At 72.0% G+C, this 18,460-nt stretch carries 12 protein-coding genes; 2 read left to right on the forward strand and 10 right to left on the reverse strand.

Annotated elements, in window-relative coordinates:
* Positions 1–162: 162 nt before the first annotated feature.
* Positions 163–3,027 carry an EAL domain-containing protein gene (locus ACH4RC_RS38530; RefSeq protein WP_398209144.1) on the reverse strand — a complete coding sequence of 955 codons (2,865 nt, stop codon included), beginning with the start codon at positions 3,025–3,027 and terminating at the stop codon, positions 163–165.
* A gap of 459 nt (positions 3,028–3,486) precedes the next feature.
* On the reverse strand, positions 3,487–4,425 hold the full coding sequence (locus tag ACH4RC_RS38535; RefSeq protein ID WP_398209145.1) for a 2-hydroxyacid dehydrogenase: 939 nt from the start codon (positions 4,423–4,425) through the stop codon (positions 3,487–3,489).
* 75 nt (positions 4,426–4,500) lie between these two features.
* Between ACH4RC_RS38535 and ACH4RC_RS38540 the strand changes: the two genes are divergently transcribed.
* Positions 4,501–5,520, forward strand: coding sequence for an aldo/keto reductase (locus ACH4RC_RS38540; protein ID WP_398209147.1), 1,020 nt, complete (start codon positions 4,501–4,503; stop codon positions 5,518–5,520).
* 257 nt (positions 5,521–5,777) lie between these two features.
* Positions 5,778–6,935 (forward strand): PQQ-dependent sugar dehydrogenase, encoded by a 1,158-nt coding sequence (locus ACH4RC_RS38545; protein ID WP_398209148.1) that lies wholly within the window; start codon positions 5,778–5,780, stop codon positions 6,933–6,935.
* A gap of 80 nt (positions 6,936–7,015) precedes the next feature.
* On the opposite strand, the gene ACH4RC_RS38550 is transcribed toward ACH4RC_RS38545, so the two are convergent.
* The 8 genes from ACH4RC_RS38550 to ACH4RC_RS38585 form a co-directional block, all read right to left on the reverse strand.
* Positions 7,016–7,321, reverse strand: coding sequence for a DUF6191 domain-containing protein (locus ACH4RC_RS38550; protein WP_398209150.1), 306 nt, complete (start codon positions 7,319–7,321; stop codon positions 7,016–7,018).
* 86 nt (positions 7,322–7,407) lie between these two features.
* Positions 7,408–10,491 carry an AAA family ATPase gene (locus ACH4RC_RS38555; protein ID WP_398209151.1) on the reverse strand — a complete coding sequence of 1,028 codons (3,084 nt, stop codon included), beginning with the start codon at positions 10,489–10,491 and terminating at the stop codon, positions 7,408–7,410.
* Positions 10,492–10,682: 191 nt separating this feature from the next.
* Positions 10,683–10,874: a hypothetical protein gene (locus tag ACH4RC_RS38560; RefSeq protein WP_398209153.1), complete on the reverse strand. Its 192-nt coding sequence runs from the start codon at positions 10,872–10,874 to the stop codon at positions 10,683–10,685.
* 232 nt (positions 10,875–11,106) lie between these two features.
* Positions 11,107–11,703, reverse strand: coding sequence for a hypothetical protein (locus tag ACH4RC_RS38565; RefSeq protein WP_398209154.1), 597 nt, complete (start codon positions 11,701–11,703; stop codon positions 11,107–11,109).
* A gap of 35 nt (positions 11,704–11,738) precedes the next feature.
* Positions 11,739–12,299 (reverse strand): GNAT family N-acetyltransferase, encoded by a 561-nt coding sequence (locus ACH4RC_RS38570; RefSeq protein ID WP_398209156.1) that lies wholly within the window; start codon positions 12,297–12,299, stop codon positions 11,739–11,741.
* Positions 12,300–12,322: 23 nt separating this feature from the next.
* The gene (locus ACH4RC_RS38575) at positions 12,323–14,551 is read right to left on the reverse strand and encodes an MMPL family transporter (protein WP_398209158.1); all 2,229 of its coding nucleotides are present in this window, start codon (positions 14,549–14,551) and stop codon (positions 12,323–12,325) included.
* 190 nt (positions 14,552–14,741) lie between these two features.
* Positions 14,742–16,775, reverse strand: a complete 2,034-nt coding sequence (locus ACH4RC_RS38580; RefSeq protein WP_398209167.1) for a phosphocholine-specific phospholipase C — start codon at positions 16,773–16,775, stop codon at positions 14,742–14,744.
* A 246-nt stretch (positions 16,776–17,021) separates the two neighbouring features.
* Entirely contained in the window at positions 17,022–18,254 is a 1,233-nt protein-coding gene (locus ACH4RC_RS38585) for an SLC13 family permease (protein WP_398209169.1), read from the reverse strand.
* Positions 18,255–18,460 lie beyond the last annotated feature (206 nt).

The raw sequence follows: 18,460 nt of genomic DNA on the forward strand, positions 1-18,460 counted from the left end.
AAAACCCCTCGTGCCGTGAGGCAAGCGAGGGGAGCGCGCCGGGAGCGGTTGCTGGGGATTCCGGTGTGGACCGGTCGGATCCCAGCTTCAGCCGACGCGCTTTCCAAGTACGAGAATTCGGGTGCGCATGGCTCTGACCCTCCCCCCGGCACGCATGGCGTGTCAAGTGGGTGGGACGGGGGTCTCAGCATGTGAGCGCGGGCCGAGCGCCCCCGCGAGCACCGGTTCGGGCGCCCCGAGCGGTACCGGATACTCCCCCGAGCCGAGCGCGCGCCGCAGCCGGTACTCGTCGAGCGGCCCGGAGAACGCCATCCCCTGGCCGTGCGTGCACCCCATCTTCCGCAGCGCGAGCACCTGCTCGGGCAGGTCCACGCCATCGGCCACCGAGGCCAGCCCGAGGTCGCCCGCGATCCGCAGCAGACCACTGGTGATCTTGTGCAGGCGCGCGGACTCGACGACGCTCTCGACGAGCGACCTGTCCAGTTTCAGTACGTCCACGGGGAGGCGGCGCAGCGCGGTGATCGCCGCATAGCCGCTGCCGAAACCGTCGAGGGCGATACGGACACCGAGTCTGCGCAGCGCCGTGAGACGCCGCTCCAGCTCGTCGAGCGGCACTCTCGGGTCGCTGTCGGCCAGCTCGATGACGAGCGAGCCGGACGGCAGCCCGTGCCGGGTGAGCAGCGCCTCGATGGAGCCGAGCGGCATGGCCCGGTCCAGGAGTCTGCGGGCGCTCATCCGGACGACGACCGGTGTCACGTGCCCGCTCTGACGGCGGTCGGCGGCCTGCTCGACGGCCTTCTCCAGCGTCCAGCGGCCCAGCTCGGCGGTGCGCTCACCGTCGTCGGCCACCCGCAGGAACTCGGCGGGCGTGAACAGGATGCCCTGCGACGAGCGCCAGCGCGCCTGCGCGGCGACCGCGGTGATCCGGCCGTCGTCCAGCGAGACGACCGGCTGGTGCAGCAGCGCGAACTCGCCGTCGTGCAGCGCCGTGCGCAGCCGTGTGGCCAGCTCCGCCTTCCGTACGACATCGGCCTGCATCTGTGGCGCGTACAGCTCGACCCTGCCCTTGCCGGCGGCCTTGGCGCGGTACATCGCCAGGTCCGCGTTGCGCAGCAGCTCGCCCGCCGTGATGTCGGGCTCCGCGAAGGAGACCCCGATGGAGGCGGCTACCCGCACGTCCTTGTGCCCGTCGATGGCGTACGGCTGTGACAGCGCCATTCTGAGCCGGTCGGCCAGCTCGTATATCTGCTGCTCCCTGGCGGTGTGGTCGCGACCTCCGTCGCCGACGATGAGCGCCGCGAACTCGTCACCGCCGAGACGGGCCGCGGTGTCTCCGGAGCGTACTGAGTCGGCCAGCCTTCTTGCCGCCTGCACGAGCAGTTCGTCGCCCGCCTGGTGGCCGATCGTGTCGTTGACCTGCTTGAAGCCGTCGAGGTCGATGAAGAGCACGGCGGTGCCCCGGTCGGTGGCCCGCCGCCCGGTCAGGGCCTGGCTCACCCGCTTGGTGAACAGCGCCCGGTTGGGCAGATCGGTGAGCGGGTCGTGTTCCGCATTGTGCTGCAACTGCGCCTGGAGGCGGACCCGCTCGGTGACGTCTCTGCTGTTGAGGATCAGTCCGCCGTGGTGGCGGTTGATCGTGGACTCCACGTTCAGCCAGGCTCCGGTGCCGGAGCGGAAGCGGCATTCGATCCGGGTGGTGGGCTCCTCGATCTGGCCGGCCGCGAGGAACCTGCGCACCTCGTGCATCACACGCCTGAGGTCCTCCGGATGGATGAGCGAGGCGAGTTCGGAGCCGACCAGCTCCTCGGCGTCCCGGCCGTACACCCCGGCGGCGGCCGGGCTGACGTATCTGAGGATCCCGTTCGGAGCGGCGATCATGATGACGTCGCTGGAGCCCTGCACCAGGGAGCGGAAGTGGTTCTCCTTCTGCGCCAGCTCGTGGGTGAGCGTGATGTTGTCGAGCAGCATGATCCCCTGGCGCACGACGAGCGCGAGCACCACCGTGCAGGCCGTGAAGAGCACGACCCGGTCGACGCTGTGCCCGTTCAGCACGTTGTACAGAATGCCCAGTGTGCAGACGGCGGCGGCCAGGTACGGGGTCAGCGCGGCCAGCGATCCGGAGATCGGCCGGGTGTGGCTGACCTGGTAGCGCAGTTCGGGGGCCGGAGCCCGCTCCTCGTGCGGCGGATCGCTCGTGGGGCCCACCCAGGGCGCGTACGCGAGCAGCAGCGAACCCGCGAACCAGCCCGCGTCGAGGATCTCGCCCGAGCGGTAACTGGCGTGCAGCAGCGGCGAGGTGAACAGGGCGTCGCACATCACCGTCAGGGCGAGCGCGCCGATCGCGGTGTTCACCGCCGTGCGGTTGCCGGGCGAGCGCCGGAAGTGCAGCGCGAGCACCATGCTGACCAGCGCGATGTCGAGGAGCGGATAGGCGAGCGAGAGCGCGGTGCGCGTGACGCTCTGCCCCTCGGACTCGGCGGTGTGCGCGAGGGCGAGGCTCCACGAAAGAGTGACGAGGGATCCGGCGATGAGCCAGGCGTCGAGCCCGAGACAGGTCCAGCCGGCCTTCGACACGGGCCTCTTCGCGAGGACGAGCAGGCCGATGATCGCGGGTGGTGCGAAGCAGAGGAAGAACAGGTCGGCGAAGCTCGGTGTCGGCACGGGCGCCTTCAGGACGACCTCGTACCACCCCCACACGCCGTTCCCCAGCGACGCCATCAGCGAGGACAGCGCGAACAGGAGCCAGGCGGGTCGAAAACGACTGCGCCGGGAGCGTGCGTACAGGAAGTTCGACACGGCGGCGACGGCGGCGGCGACGCTGAGTCCGAAGTCGCCCATGAACAGCGCGACTTCCTCGCTGCCCCAGCCGAGCGCGGAGCCGGTGGCGTATGCCGCGCACAGGAGGGTGAGGGCCACCTGCGGGCCGGTGCTCGCGCCGCTGCCGCGTGGCCCGAGGTGTGCCGGTACCGGAGGCCTGGCCTGCAGGGGGGCACCGAGAGCGGGGGTCTGCGTCGGCTGGGCGGTCATCGGGCCGCCCCGGTCCGCGCCGCTCCGGTGTCCCGCTCGCCGGGTCCGGTGTGCGGATGCCGTCGGCGGCTGCCACGGGAGCCACAGCGGTGCGTGTGGCTCCTGCGGCAGTTCGTACTTCGGCCGCGCATCAGTGCGTTCGAGGGTCGCCGTCGGCGGTTCCGCCGCGTCGGATCGTTCACCCATAGGCCGTGCATCGCCCGTTCGCCCCCCTCGCCATCCGTCACTCTTCCCCGGCGCCCGTGTACCCGTAGCGGCGCCTCCCCAGTCGGGACGATACACCAGGATCGTCACTCAGGGACATAGTCTCTCTACGCTCCGTGACCGCCAGCGCCGACGGAGGCACGCGGTGCAGCCGGTCGGGCGCGGAGCGTGTGCGCCGGGCCGCGGGCAGCCCCGCGGGCGGTGCCCGGGGAGCCGGTGCGGCCGGTGCGGCCGGTGCGGCCCGTGCGTCCCGTGTCAGCCGGTGGTGTGCACGACGTTGCCGAGCGGTTCCCCGGCGGCGTAGCGGGTGAGCTGGGCGGCGAGGAGCCGCTTGGCCCGGGGCAGGAAGGCGGAGGTGGGACCGCCGACGTGCGGGGAGATCAGCACCCCCGGAGCCTGCCACAACGGGTGCTCCCGGGGCAGCGGTTCGGGATCGGTGACGTCCAGGGCAGCGGTGAGACGACCGCTCTCCACCTCCGTGAGCAGCGCCTTGGTGTCGACGACGGGGCCGCGGCTGACGTTGACGAGCAGCGCCCCGTTTTTCATCCGTCCGAGGAAGTCGGCGTCGACGAGGCCACGGGTGTCCTCGGTGAGCGGCGTGGCCACGACGACGATGTCGGCGTCGGGCAGAAGACCCGGCAGATCGGTGAGCTGGTGCACGGGCCCGCGCTCCGCCGTGCGCGCGGAGCGCGCGACGCGCGCCACCCGCGCGACCTCGAAGGGGACGAGCCGGTCCTCGATGGCCGAACCGATCGCGCCGTAGCCCAGGATGAGCACATTCTTGTCCGCGAGCGCCGGGCGGAAACCCGAGCGCCACTCCCCGCGCTCCTGTGCGCGGACGAAGTCCGGGATGCCGCGCAGGGAGGACAGGATGAGGGTCAGCGCGAGTTCGGCGGTGCTGGCGTCGTGCACCCCGCGCGCGTTGCACAACTGGACGCCGGGACGCAGGTACTTGAGCCCGCTCTGGACGTGGTCGACGCCCGCGGAGAGCGTCTGCACCACGCGCAGTGACGTCATGTCCGGCAGGGGGCGCACGGCCGTCTCCGCGCCCTGCATGTAGGGGACGACGTAGTACGCGCAGTCGGACGGGTCCGCGGGGAAGTCCGGCTCACCGTTCCAGAAGCGGTAGTTCAGCCCCTCGGGAAGGCCCGGGATCTCGTCGGCGCGGACAGGCAGCCATACATCTCCAGTCATGGTCAGGAGGCTATGTCAGCCGCGCCGACGTGCAGAGGTTAGGTTGAGGGTCGAGACAGGGAGGGTCACGGGCAAGTGGAGCGCAAGGCGATCGGGGCGGCGGCGCTCGAGGTGGGGGCGGTCGGACTCGGCTGCATGCCGATGAACTGGGCGTACACCGGCTCGCGACGGCGCGGCGAGGAGTCCCTGCGTACCGTGCACGCCGCGCTGGACCGGGGCTGCAGCCTGCTCGACACCGCCGACATGTACGGGCCGTTCACCAACGAGCTGCTGCTCGGCCGGGTCCTCAGAGAGCGGCGCGCGGACGTGTTCATATCGACGAAGGTGGGGCTGCTCGTCGGGGAGCAGCACATCGTCGCCAACGGCCGCCCGGGGTATGTGAAGCGGGCCTGCGACGCCTCTTTGCGGCGTCTCCAGACGGACGTCATAGACCTGTACCAACTGCACCGGGCCGACCCGGAAGTACCGGTCGAGGAGACCTGGGGCGCGATGGCGGAGCTGGTGGGCGCGGGCAAGGTGCGCTCGCTCGGACTGTGCGCGATGGGTGCGCTCGGCGCGGTGGGCGCGCGGGGCGGGCGCCGTGCCGGCCGGGCCGGAAGGTACGCCGGAACGATTCAGCAGCTGGAGCGGATCCAGCAGGTCTTCCCCGTCAGCTCGGTGATGGCCGAGTTGTCGGTGTGGTCGCCCGAGGCGCTGGAGTCACTGCTGCCGTGGTGCGCGGTGCGCGGGGTCGGGCTCCTCGCGGCTATGCCGCTCGGCAACGGGTTCCTCACCGGGACGCTGACCCCGGGCCAGGGCTTCGAGCCGGACGACGTACGGGCCCGGCACCCCCGCTTCACCGCGGAGATGATGGCGGCGAACCAGCCGATCGTGGCGGGTCTGCGCCGGATCGCGGCCCGCCGGGGCGAGGGCGTGACCCCGGCGCAGGTCGCTCTCGCGTGGGTGCTGGCACAGGGGCCGAACGTGGTGCCGGTGCCCGGGGCGAAGCACGAGCGCTGGGCGGTGGAGAACGCGGCGGCGGTCGAGCTGGCGCTGACGGGGGCGGAGTTGCGGGAGATCGCGGGGTTGCCGGCGGCGCAGGGGTCTTGGGACTGAGGGGCTGCGGGACTGAGAGGCCTTGGGACTGAGAGGGCTCTGGCCTCTGGCGGGCTTCGCGCGGGCTGACGGGTGTCGGCTCGGGCCTCTGGCGGGCCGACGCTGTCCCGCGCTCTTCTGATCCGGCCGGGCTTTGAGGAAGCGGGGCGCGGGATCAGCGGGGGAGATCGGGAACTTGCGGGGGACGAGCGGTGTATGAACGGTAGAACCGTCGCGTCGAAGGGACCTTGATCGTGCAACGTCAGCAACGTCAAGCTGTGCGGCCCGCACTGGCCGTGGCCGCCTGTGCCGCGTTCCTGTTCACGGCGGGGTGCTCCTCCGGCGACGACGGGCAGCCGGACAGGGCCAGGTCGTCCGCGCCGGCCACCGACGGCTCCGGCACGTCCTCCACCTCACCGAAGCCCGCTGACACCCCGCCGGCGAAGGGCTCGGTGTCGGTCGTGCGCACGGTGACCGAGGATCTGAAGTCGCCGTGGGGTCTGGCCCCGCTCCCCGAGGGGGACCTGCTGGTCTCGTCGCGGGACGAGGGGACGATCACCCGTGTCGACACAGAGACCGGAAAGAAGACGGAGGTCGGCTCGGTGCCCGGGGTGGCCCCCGCCGGAGAGGGCGGCCTCCTGGGCCTCGCGCTCTCCCCCTCCTACGCCTCGGACCACATGGTCTACGCGTACTTCACGACGGAGTCGGACAACCGCATCGCGCGGATGATCTACGACGAGAAGAAGTCCGCGGGCGAGCAGTTGGGCGCTCCGGACACGGTCTTCAAGGGCATCCCGAAGGGCACGAACCACAACGGCGGCCGGATCGCGTTCGGCCCGGACGACCTGCTGTACGCGGGGACGGGCGAGACGTACCGGACCGAGCTGGCCCAGGACAAGAAGTCCCCGGGCGGCAAGGTGCTGCGCCTGACACCGGACGGCGACCCGGCGCCGGGCAACCCGTTCGGAGACTCCCCCGTGTACTCCTACGGCCACCGCAATGTGCAGGGCCTGGCCTGGGACAAGGACAAGCGGCTGTGGGCCTCGGAGTTCGGCCAGGACACCTGGGACGAGCTGAACGACATCGTGGCGGGCGACAACTACGGCTGGCCCGAAGCCGAGGGCGAGGGCGGCGGGTCCGGCTACCACGACCCGATCGCGCAGTGGCATGTCGAGGACGCCTCACCCAGCGGCATCGCCTACGCCAAGGGCTCGATCTGGATGGCGGGGCTGAGAGGCGAGCGCCTGTGGCGTGTCCCGCTGGACGGCACCAAGGCGGCGCACGACCCGCAGGCGTTCCTGGAGGGCAAGTACGGGCGGCTGCGCACGGTGGTCGCGGCGGGCGGCGACAAGTTGTGGCTGGTGACGAGCGAGACGGATTCACGGGGCAACCCTGGAAAGGGGGACGACCGCATCCTGGAACTGAGGGTGAGCTAGCGAGCCGGTCCCCGGATCGGCCGAGCGAGACCCCGGCGGCGAGGCGATGGGAGGGGCGACCGGGTTACTCAGCCGCCCCCTCACGGGGCTGCGCGGAGGCCCGCTCGGCCGGTTCCGCCGACTCCCCCGCCGGTTCCGACAACCCCGTCGGCCTTTCCGCCGACTTCCGCGCCGCCTGCCCGCCCGACTCCTGCCCCGCTCGCCCCGTCGACGGCCCGCCCGAAGGTCGACGGCGCACCCGACACGCGCACCGTCACCTTCCCCGACGACAGGTCTATCGGGCCTCGGCCAGGGTCGCCGTCGTTGAGGTCGACTCGGGTCAGTTCCAGGCGTTTGCGCTCGTCGTTGGTGTGTTTGCGGCCGGGGGCGAAGAGGTCCTCGAACATGTTGAACACGGCGCCTCCAGGCGGTGGGCAGGCGGGCGTGGCGGCCGGGCCTCCCGTCCAGCGTACGGCGGAGCCCGGCAAGCGCCTCAGGCCGTGCTGCCGGGCGGCACCAGTACCGGTTGCTCGGGGAACAGGTGCAGGCGGTGGGCGAGGGCGGCAGCCTCTCCGCGGCCGGCGACACCGAGCTTGGCGAGGATGTTGGAGACGTGGACGCTGGCGGTCTTCGGGGAGATGAAGAGTTCCTCGGCGATCTGGCGGTTGCTGCGGCCGGCGGTGACGAGGCGCAGGACGTCGCGTTCGCGGCTGGTGAGGCCGAAGTCCTCGCGGGAAGCGGTCGGGGCGTCACGGCGCACAGGAGTGGCGGAGGTGAGGCTGAGCCGGGCGCGTTGGGCGAGCAGGGCGACGGACTCGGTGAGCGGCCGGGCGCCGAGATGGTCGGCGACGGCGCCGACGAGGCGCAGGAGTTCGGTGGCCCGATCACGGTCGGAGTCGGAGGCCGTGGTCGTGAGGAGGGACTCGGCCAGGCGGAGGCGGGCGCGGGCCAGATCGTGGGGGCGGCCGAGAGGCTCGAAGGCGTTGACGACGGCGGACCAGTCGTCGGGGGTGTCGCGGCCCTCGGCGCGGGCGAGTTCGGCCCGTACCCACTGTTCGTGGGCGTGCCAGACGGGGACCGCGGTGGCCTGGCGCTTGGCGGCGTCGCGGACGCGGGCGATGGCCTCGGCGCGGCCGGGGTCGGCGGCGGGCAGCCCGCGGGCGTCGGCCTCCGCGGCGGCGGCGGTGCGCAGGAGCGGCCAGATGTAGCGGTGCATGGAGGGCGGCAGGCCCGCGGCGGTGGTGCGGGCGAGTTCGGCGCGGGCGTCGAGGAGGCGCCCCTGGACGGCGGCGAGAGCGAGGGCGAGATGGGCGAGGGGCAGGGCGTACTGCGGCATCGGGTCGTGGGTGCCGTAGTGCTCGAGGGCGGCTTTGAAATGCCCTGCGGTCTCCTGGAGGGCGCCGCGGTGGAGCGCGATGAAGGCGAGGTGCACGCAGGAGGTGCCGCGGGGTTTGGCGCTGAGGGAAGAGCGGCGGGTCCAGTCGGCGGCCTTGACGGCGTCGTCCCAGCGGCCGAGGGAGGCGAGGGACTCGGCTTTGTTGGAGCGGACCCAGCCCTTGGTGTCGGTGAGGCCGTAGCGGCGGCACAGGTCGATGCCCTCGTCGCAGATGCGGACCGCTTCCTCGGAGCGGCCCACGCCTTCGAGGGAGGAGGGGAGATTGATGTTGACGTTGTTGATGCGGGCGATCAGGCCGAGGTCGCCGGAGCGGGCGCGAACCGTGTACATCTCGGCGAAGCCCTGCTCGGTGGCGCCGGCGTCGACGAGGAGGCCGCCGAGGACTAGCCGGGCGTGGAGTTCGGTCCCCTCGTCGCCGACCATGTGCGCGTACTCGACGGCGCGTTCGGCGGCGGCGAGGGTCTCGGCGCCGGGGCTGTGCAGCATGCCCCAGGCGGCGGCGTGGGTCAGGACCTGGGCGTGCACGGCGGACGGAGGCAGGCCGCGGACCAGTTCCTGGGCGGTGGCGATCTCGTCCCAGCCGTCGCCGCGGCCGGTGTGGGAGCTGATCCGGGAGCGCTGGATCCAGAACCAGGCGGCGCGCAGCGGGTCGCCCTCGCCCTGCATGGCGGCCTCGTCGAGGAGCCGGATGGCACGCTTGCTGATCTTCAGGGCGCGTTCGCGTTCGCCGCACAGGCGGCCCGCGACGGCGGCCTCGCCCATGAGGTCGAGGTAGTGGAGCGGGGTCGTGGCGGGGTCGCCGCCGGACGCCGTATAGGACTCGGAGTAGTCGCCGAGGCGGAGCGCGGCCCGGATGGGCTCCGGTGCGCCGTCCCACAGCTCCATCGCCCGTTCGAGGAGGCGGAGTTGTTCGGCGTAGGCGTGGCGGCGGCGCGCTTCGACACAGGCGTCGAGGACGGCGGGCAGCGCCTTGGCGGGGTCGTGGGCGTGGTACCAGTACGTGGCCAGGCGCATGGCGCGGGCGTCGGCGGGGACGAGCGCGGGCTCGGCTTCGAGGACCTCGGCGTAGCGGCGGTTGAGCCGGGAGCGTTCGCCGGGCAGCAGGTCGTCGCTGACGGCCTCGCGGACCAGGGAGTGACGGAAGCGGTAGCCGTCGCCGTCGGTGGTGGCGAGCAGGATGTTGGCGCCGACGGCTGCGCGCAGGGCCTCGATGAGTTCGTCCTCGCCGAGCCGGGCGACGGCGGCGAGCAGCGGGTACTCGACGGTGGAGCCGCCCTCGGCGCAGATCCGGGCGACGCGCTGGGCGGACTCGGGCAGCGATTCGACGCGGACGAGGAGGACGTCGCGCAGGGAGTCGGTGAGCCCGGTGGCGCAGCCCTGGGCGGCGGAGACGGCGAGCTCCTCGACGAAGAAGGCGTTGCCGTCGGAGCGGCGGAAGATGTCGTCGACGAGGGCCGGTTCGGGTTCCGCGGCCATGATCCCGGCGATCTGGCGGGCGACTTCGCCGCGGGCGAGGCGGCCGAGCTCGATGCGGGTGACGGTGCGCAGCCGGTCGAGTTCGGCGAGCAGGGGGCGCAGCGGGTGGCGGCGGTGGACGTCGTCGGCGCGGTAGGTGGCGACGACGGCGAGGCGGCCGCTGCGCAGGGTGCGGAAGAGGTACGAGAGGAGGTGGCGGGTGGAGGCGTCGGCCCAGTGCAGGTCTTCGAGGACGACCACGACGGTGTGCTCGGCGGCGACGCGTTCCAGGAGGCGCGCGGTGAGTTCGAAGAGGCGGGCGGTGGCGCTCTCGTCGCCCCGGCCGTCCAGGCCCCGGGTTCCCGGGTCGCTCAACTCGGGCAGTACCCGGGCCAGTTCGTCCTCGCGTCCGGCGGCGGCGGCGCCGAAGGCCTCGGGCAGTTTGCGGCGCAGTGCGCGCAGGGCGGTGGAGAAGGGGGCGAAGGGCAGCCCGTCGGCGCCGATCTCGACGCAGCCGCCGGTGACGACCACGGCGCCGGTCCGGCAGGCGCCCGCGGCGAACTCCTCGACGAGCCGGGTCTTGCCGACCCCGGCCTCGCCGCCGAGCAGCAGCGCCTGGGGCGCGCCCTCGCCGGCACGGGCGAGTGCGGTGTTCAGTACGCCCAGTTCATCGGCGCGCCCGACGAACACCGGGCTGACGGACCTGGTCTCCACACCGCCGAGCATCGCACACGGATACGAAGGGGCGGCGGGGTTTTCCCCGCGCGGAGGGAGAGCGCCGGAAGGGAGGGCGGCGGGGTTCTCGAAGCGGGGCGGGAGCACGCCGGGAGGGAGGGCGCCAGGCAGTGCGCCCTCCCCGTTCGACTCCCCCGATCTGCGTCCCCCGTTCCTGTTTCCCCCCGGCCGGGGGGTCGCGTTCATGCGGTGCGCGGGGCACGCTGTCGACGCGACCGGTGGGTGTTCACCCGCCCCTCGGCCTCCTGGCCGGCCGATCGGAGCTGGGCGCGGCGAGCCTTGGCGGCGGTGCGGGCCGCGCGGGCGAGGCGGTAGGACCGGGCGCGCTCGATGAGTTCGGCGGAGTGGACCTGGTGCAGTTCGTACTCGAACATCTCGTCTCCCTGGTGACGATCGTCCGCGGCTCTCGCGGATCCGTTGCGGTTCTCGCGGTGCGTTCTCCGCGATGCCTCAACTGTCGTTTCCCAGGGGGGTGCGCCACATCGGGAGAGTGCCGCATGTTCGGGGTCCGGGGTGCCTTATACGAGGTCGGGGGTGCCTTAGGCGCCCGGCGCAAGGCCGGTCCAACCGCCTAAGGCACCCCTCACAGGCCCTAGGGACCTCCGCTCAGCTGGTCTTGGGCAGGCCGAGCAGCAGGTCCGTGTACTTGGCCACGGCGAGCAGCAGGCCGAGGACGCCGAGCGAGACACCGGCCCAGGCGGTCGACTTGATCCAGGTGGCCTGTGCCTTGCCGGGCGCTCCGAACGCGGGCCGCGCCAGGACGACCGCGCCGACGATCAGCGCGATCAGTGCGAAGACCCCGCCGACGAGGGCGGCGGCGTGCCAGGAGTCGCCGTAGACCTCGGAGACCTGCGTGGCGACGCTCGCGGTCTGGGCGGTGTTGAGCTGGCCGATGAGGGATTCGCGGGCCGAGGCGACCGTGCCGAGCCAGCTGCCGCTGAGCGCCACGATGCCGAGCCCTACGGAGACGATGGCGCCGGCGCCCTGACCGGCACCGGCCGGGCGGGGCTCGGCCGCGGCGGCCTCCGCCTCGGCGACCTCATCAGCGTCGTAAGTGTCGTCGGCCTCGGAAGTGCCCGTCGCACCCTCGGCTTCCGCCGCGCCGTCGGCCTCTGCTGCACCAGAAGTCTCCGTCGCCTCGACGGCCTCCTCGTTCTCCTTCCGCTCGGCGGCGTCGGGCTTCGCGTCAGTCTTCGTATCCATGCTGGGCACCGTACGGACGGAGTCTGAGAGCTCTCTTAACGTTCCTTGTGCGCGCTGCGCCACTCGGGCGCGAGCACGGACCAGATCTCCTCGTCGTGGCGTACGCCGCCGTAGAGATTGGCCTCGCGCAGGACGCCGTCCCGCTTCATGCCGAGGCGGCGCGCGACGTTGATGCTCGGGGTGTTGCCCGCCGCGGCCTGCCACTCGACGCGGTGGATGCCGCGCTCCTCGACCGCCCAGTCGATGAGGACACGGGCGGCTCGGGTGACGAGGCCGCGCCCCGTGGCCGCGGGCTCCAGCCAGCAGCCGACCTCGCAGGTGCCGCCGGCCGCGTCGAAGATCCGGAAGAGGACGCCACCGACGAGTTCGCCGTCCAGCCAGATGCCGTGGAGGCTGCCGCTGTCGGCGACGCGCTTCTCCGCCCAGCGCCGCAGCAGCGCGCGGGACGACTCGACGTCGACGGCGTCCTTGCCGAACGGGATGAACTGCCCGATATGGTCCCGGCCGCGCTTCAGATGGCGCAGGAACTCCTCCGCGTGCCAGGTCTCCAGGGGGCGCAGCTCGGCGCTGCCGTCATCCAGCGGTATCGCGTACATCGGGACCTCACATGGCTACATGGCTACATGGCTACGTCGTCCAGCGCGTCGCCCCGTGCGCCGCGCTGCCCGGGGATCTTCGCACTCGCGGCCGTCCGGCATTCGGGCGGTTCGATGCTGAGGCGGGGCAGGCAGCGGCCGAACCACTTGGGCAGCCACCAGTTGGCGCCGCCGAGCAGGTGCATGAGGGCGGGGACGAGGAGCGTACGGAGGATGAACGCGTCGACGGCGACGGCGGCGGCCAGCGCGATGCCGAACATCGCGATGACCCGGTCGCCGCTGAGCACGAAGGCGAGGAAGACGGAGATCATGATGACGGCCGCCGAGTTGATCACGCGGCTGGTCTCGGCGAGGCCGACGCGGACGGCGCGCCGGTTGTCGCCGGTCTCCAGCCACTCCTCGTACATCCGGCTGACGAGGAAGACCTGGTAGTCCATGGAGAGGCCGAAGAGGACCGAGACCATGATGACCGGCAGGAACGGTTCGATGGGCCCGGAGCGGCCGAGGCCGATGAGGTCGCTGCCCCAGCCCCACTGGAAGACGGCGACGACGACACCGAAGGCGGAGGCGACGGCGGCGACGTTCATCGCGGCGGCCTTGAGCGGGATGCCGAGCGAGCGGAACGCGAGCAGCAGCAGGACGCAGCCGAGCCCGATCACGACGCCCACGAACAGCGGCAGCTTGCCTATGACGACCCCGGCGAAGTCGTCGTAGCTGGCGGTGACGCCGCCGACCTGGACGTCGAGGGAGGTGCCGCGTTCGGCGTCGGGGACGACGTCGGCGCGCAGCCGGTCGACGAGGTCGCTGGTCCGGTCGGACTGCGGGGCGGAGGCCGGGACGACGGTGAGGTAGGCGGTGGTGTCGTCGTGGTTGTACGTGACCGGGGAGACGGCGGCGACGCCCTCGGTGTCGCGGAGATCGTTCGCCAGCCGTGCGAGTGCGAGCTTGTCCTTGGCCCCGTCCACGTCGCCGACCAGGGTGAGCGGCCCGTTCACGCCGGGCCCGAAGCTGTCGGCGAGCAGGTCGTAGGCCTGCCGGGTGGTGCTGGACTTGGGGTTGTTGCCCTGGTCGGAGGTGCCGAGGTGGAGGGAGAGGGTGGGCAGCGCGAGGACCGTGACGACGGCGAGCGCGATGCCGCCGAGCAGCTTGGGGTGGCGCTCGACGAAGGCGGCCCAGCGGGCGGCGAGCCCGGTCGGCAGCTCCGGTTCGGGCCCGCGCTCGGCGAGTCTGCGCCGCTCGCGCCGCGACAGCGCCCGCATGCCGATGAGGGAGAGCAGCGCGGGCAGCAGGGTGATCGAGGCGGCGACGGTGAGCAGCACGGTCACGGACGCGGCGATGGCGACGCCGTTGAGGAAGCTGAGCCGCAGGATGAGCATGCCGAGCAGCGCGATGCAGACGGTGGCGCCCGCGAAGACGACGGCGCGTCCGGTGGTGGCGACGGCCCGTTCGGCGGCGACGGCGACCGGCAGGCCGCGCTTCAGGCCGCGCCGGTGCCTGGTCACGATGAACAGCGCGTAGTCGATGCCGACGCCGAGCCCGACGAGCATGCCCAGCATCGGCGCGAAGTCGGCGACGGTCATGGCGTGGCCGAGCAGCCCGATGCCCGCGTACGCGGTGCCGACGCCTATCAAGGCGGTGGCGATGGGCAGGGCGGCAGCCGCGAGCGAGCCGAAGGCCAGGAAGAGCACGAGGGCCGCGACGACGACGCCGATGATCTCGGACAGGTGCGCGGAGGTCGGCTCGGTGAGCGCGACGGCGCTGCCGCCCAGCTCCACCTGGAGCCCGTCGGGGCCGTGCGTCTCGGCGTCCCGCGCCGTGTCGACGACGGCCTGCGCCTGGCTCCGCGGGATGTCGTCGGCCTGCTCGGCGAAGGTGATCGTGGCGTAGGCGGTGTGCCCGTCCGCGCTGATCCGGCCCGCGCCCCGGTCCCCGTACGGGGAGACCACGGACGAGACCCCGGGGAGTTCTCCTATCTGGGTGAGCGTGTTGCTCATGGCCGTCTCGACGTCGGCGGCCCGGACCATGGAACCCTCGATGTGCCAGACGACGGTGTCGCTGTCGCCGCCCAGCCCGGAGAACCCCTCGTCGAGGAGGTGGGTGGCCCGGCCCGATTCGGTGCCGGGCGCCTCGTAGTCGTTCGAGTAGGCGGATCCGGCGACGGCGGCTGCCGCGCTCGTGCCACCGAGCGCGAGCAGCCACAACAGAACGACGACGAGCCGGTGCCTGACACACCACCGTGCGAGTGCGGCCACGGACGTGCTCCCTGGGGGTTCTGGGGTTCTTTATCGGGAGCAGTCGGTCATCGGCTGATTTCAACTGAACGGGCCCGCAAAGAAACACTTGAGCAAGAGCCAGTCACTCTTGCAGGCAGAAGTGATCCTTTGTCGCTTTCGTGGGCTTACTCACATGCTCGCTCGCCAGCTCATTCGAGCCGCGTACGGGTCAGCCCGACACGCTCGGCCGCCCGTCCTCGACATGCCCGGCGAGGCGCCGGCGGAACGCTTCACCCACCGTGACCTCGACGTCGTACCAGCCGTGCGCCTTCCCCGCCTCGTGGACGACGGTGACGGTCCGGCCGGGCCGGACGGCGACCGTCCGCTTCCCTACGACGACCGTCCGCGCCGTCTCCGCCGTGCCGCGCAACCGGATGCGTACGGCACGCGCGCGTGCGTCCACGCTCGTGGTGACGTCGACGCCGGAGTCCGTACGCCCACGGAACTCGCGCCGGAACCCGTTGGGGCCCGTCACCACGAAGTCGTACGCGCCCTCGCGCACCGGCACCGTCACCGTCGCCTCCCGGACGACGTCGAAGTGGAGCGGCGCCGCGAACTCACCCGCGTACGGGTAGAGCGCGAAGTGTGCGCTGGAGCGCCCTGTGTTGGTGAGGCTCAGCACCAGTCCCTGCTCGCCCACGCGCGCGTGGGCGTCCGGCTGGTACGGCAGCGCGCGGGCCGGCCGGGTGCCGGGCTCCTGCACCGGCATCGACTGCTTCGCCGGGGGCTGCGGCGCCCAGCGGCCGGTGAACGCGGGGATCGGGCCCGGCTGCTCGACCTCGGGCTGCCGGTGGCCGTGGCGGAAGTCGAAGGCGCCGGTGAGATCGCCGGTGACCTGGCGGCGCCACGCGCCGATGTTGGGCTCGCGGACGCCGGTCCACTGCTCCAGGAAGCGGATCACGGAGGTGTGGTCGAAGACCTCCGAACACACGTACCCGCCGACGGTCCACGGCGAGACGACGAGCATCGGCACCCGGATGCCGAGCCCGGTCGGCAGCCCCTGCCAGTGCTCCTCGGTGACGTCGGGTCCGGGCACGGGCGGCGGCACGTGGTCGAAGAAACCGTCGTTCTCGTCGTAATTGATGAAGACGGCGGTCTTCCGCCACACCTCGGGGTGCGAGGCGAGCGCGTCGAGCACCTTGTAGACGATGGTCGCGCTGTGGATGGGCGAGGAGACGGAGGGGTGCTCCGAGTCGACCGCGGACGGTACGAGGTAGGAGACGCGCGGCAGCTTTCCCCGCGCGACATCGCGCGCGAACGTCGCGGCCAGCTCACCGGTCGGCACGCGCCGCAGCGCCCGCTCGAAGAGCGACCGCTCACGCCGGTTCAGCGTCGCCACGCCCTCCTCGAGGGTGGCGAGCAGCTCCGCGCGCGTGGCGTCGTCGGCGGCGTCACGCACCTTCGCGTAGAACGCCTCCATATAGGTGAGACCGGTCTTGACCAGAGCCTTCTTCGCGATCGCCTTGAAGGTGGCGAAGAACTCGATCTGGTTGTCGGTGAAGTTCTCCCACTCCGTGTACGTCTGCCAGCTCACGCCCGCCTTCTCCAGGCGCTCGGCGTACGTGCCCCAGCCGTAGCCGGGGTGCGTGCCCTCGTCGTAGGCGTCGTTGCCGACGGCGCGGGCGCCGGTCAGCGGCTCGTCGCCGGTCTTGCCGCTCCACAGGTGGTTGCGGTTCGGGCTGGTCGAGGAGTGGATGGAGGAGTGGTAGGCGTCGCAGACGGTGAAGGTGTCGGCGAGTTCGTAGTGCAGCGGGATGTCCTCGCGCGTGTAGTACGCCATCGTCGCCGCGGTCTTCGCGGTGATCCACCCGTCGTGCCAGCCGCCGTGAGCGGCCTTCGCGCCGCCGGACCAGGAGTGGTCGAGGGCACCTATGTACTGCAGGTCCTTCTTCTGCGCCGCCGCCGCTTCCCGTACGGGGAAGGGCAGGACGGTGCGGAGCGCTCCTGGCTGCTCGAACACGCTTGTGCCGCCGGGCAGCCGGATCGCGTTGCGGTCGCCGAAGCCACGGACGCCGCGCAGGGTTCCGAAGTAGTGGTCGAAGGACCGGTTCTCCTGCATCAGGACGACGACGTGCTCGATGGCGTCGAGCCCGCCCTTCGGCGGCGCGCCGTGCTGGGCCTGGGCGGCGACGGCCTGCTGCAGCGAGGGCGGCAGGAAGGACCCGACGGCGGCGGCGCCGAGCGCGCCCCCGCCGACGGCCATCAGGCGTCGGCGGGACAGCTCAGGGGACTCCGGGGACTCCGGGGACGGTGACACGGGACCTCCGCGCGTAAGGGGCAGCGCGTAAAGGTCTGCGACTGACCCATTGACTGGTTCGGCGGGGACGGTAGCCACGCGAGATGTCCCTGGGAAGTACGAGAACCAGCCGAAACGTAAACGTCCAAGCATCCGGGACAAAGGTCCAACAGCTAAGCCAGTACTCCAACGGCTAAGCCAGCACTCCAACGGCTAAGCCAGTACGAGGAGCCCCGCCCACAGCGCCACCGTCGAGGCGAGCAGCGTCATGGGCACCGTGAGCAGCCCGAGCCGGGTGAAGCCGCCGAGGTCGGGCTCGGTGCCGTGCTCGTGCACGATGCGCCGCCACAGCAGGGTCGCGAGCGAGCCGACGTACGTGAGGTTCGGGCCGAGGTTGACGCCGATCAGCGCGGCGAGCACCGGTCCGGGTCCGGCCGGGGCGACGGCGGGCAGCAGCGCCAGGATCGCGGGCAGGTTGTTGATGAGGTTGGCGAGCACGGCGGCCACCCCGGCGACCGCGACCAGGGTGAGCAGGGACGATCCGTCGGGCAGGACGTGCGCGATGCCGTCGCCGAGCCCGTTGTCGACGACCGCCCTGACCACGACGCCGAGGGCGAGGACGAAGAGGCAGAACGGCAGGTTGAGCGCCTTGAACAGCTCGCCCGGGGTGCTGCGGCGCCGGGCCAGGGACCGCACACCGAGTACGAGGGCGCCCGCGCACGCGGCGTACAGCGGCTCGATGCCCGCGAACGACGTGACGACGAACCCGGCGAGCGTCAGCGCGAGCACGATCAGCGTGAACGCCGGTACGGGGGTGGGGTCCCCGGGGTCGGGATCGTGCGCCGGCGCCGCGAGATCGTCGGCGAAGTACCGGCGGAACACGACGTACTCGATGCCGATCGCGAGCAGCCACGGCAGCGCCATGAGCCCCGCGAACCGGCTGAACGTCAGCCCGCTCGCGGTGAAAGCGAGGAGGTTCGTGAGGTTGGAGACGGGCAGCAGCAGCGACGCGGAGTTGGCGAGGTGGGCGCTGGCGTAGACGTGCGGGCGCGGGCTCGTGCCGATCCGCGCCGCCGTCGCGAAGACGACCGGGGTGAGCAGCACGACGGTGGCGTCCAGGCTCAGTACGGCGGTGACCGCCGCGGCCACCGCGAAGACGCCGCCGAGCATCCGCTTCGGGCTGCCGTGACAGGCCCGCGCGACGAGGTCACCGGCCGCCTTGAACAGGCCGTCGTCGGCGCAGAGTTGCGCCAGAAGCAGGATCGCGGCGAGGAAGCCGACGACGGGGAGGAGTTCTTCGGTCTCGGACCAGGCGTGGTCGGGCGAGACGGCGCCGAGCGCGATGGCGATCCCGGCGGCGGGCACGGCGGCGACGGCCTCCGGCCAGCCGCGGGGTCGTAGCACCGCGAAGGCCAGGGTGACAGCGAGCAATGCGAGGGAGATCAGCACAAATCAAGCCCCGCCTTTCGGACGAGAGGCAGCCGGGTCCGGGGCGGAGCCCCATGACAGGGACACAAGCGGGCGGCGGGGGCCCCGGGGGCCAGGTGCGCCGCCCCCAACAAAGGGTTAGCCGCGGGGGGCGCCCCACCGGGACCCGATTGGGGACAGTAAACGGTGACGCCGAGCCCGACCCCCAGGTGGACTACAAAAAG

This window comes from Streptomyces sp. NPDC016845 (genome assembly GCF_044332585.1).
In the GTDB taxonomy this organism is placed as follows: domain Bacteria; phylum Actinomycetota; class Actinomycetes; order Streptomycetales; family Streptomycetaceae; genus Streptomyces.

Excerpts from the sequence above, each read along its gene's own strand:
- ACH4RC_RS38530 (WP_398209144.1), bottom strand. The coding sequence starts at position 3,027 with ATGACCGCCCAGCCGACGCAGACCCCCGCTCTCGGTGCCCCCCTGCAG.
- ACH4RC_RS38535 (WP_398209145.1), bottom strand. The coding sequence starts at position 4,425 with ATGACTGGAGATGTATGGCTGCCTGTCCGCGCCGACGAGATCCCGGGC.
- ACH4RC_RS38550 (WP_398209150.1), bottom strand. The coding sequence starts at position 7,321 with ATGTTCGAGGACCTCTTCGCCCCCGGCCGCAAACACACCAACGACGAG.
- ACH4RC_RS38555 (WP_398209151.1), bottom strand. The coding sequence starts at position 10,491 with ATGCTCGGCGGTGTGGAGACCAGGTCCGTCAGCCCGGTGTTCGTCGGG.
- ACH4RC_RS38560 (WP_398209153.1), bottom strand. The coding sequence starts at position 10,874 with ATGTTCGAGTACGAACTGCACCAGGTCCACTCCGCCGAACTCATCGAG.
- ACH4RC_RS38565 (WP_398209154.1), bottom strand. The coding sequence starts at position 11,703 with ATGGATACGAAGACTGACGCGAAGCCCGACGCCGCCGAGCGGAAGGAG.
- ACH4RC_RS38570 (WP_398209156.1), bottom strand. The coding sequence starts at position 12,299 with ATGTACGCGATACCGCTGGATGACGGCAGCGCCGAGCTGCGCCCCCTG.
- ACH4RC_RS38580 (WP_398209167.1), bottom strand. The coding sequence starts at position 16,775 with ATGGCCGTCGGCGGGGGCGCGCTCGGCGCCGCCGCCGTCGGGTCCTTC.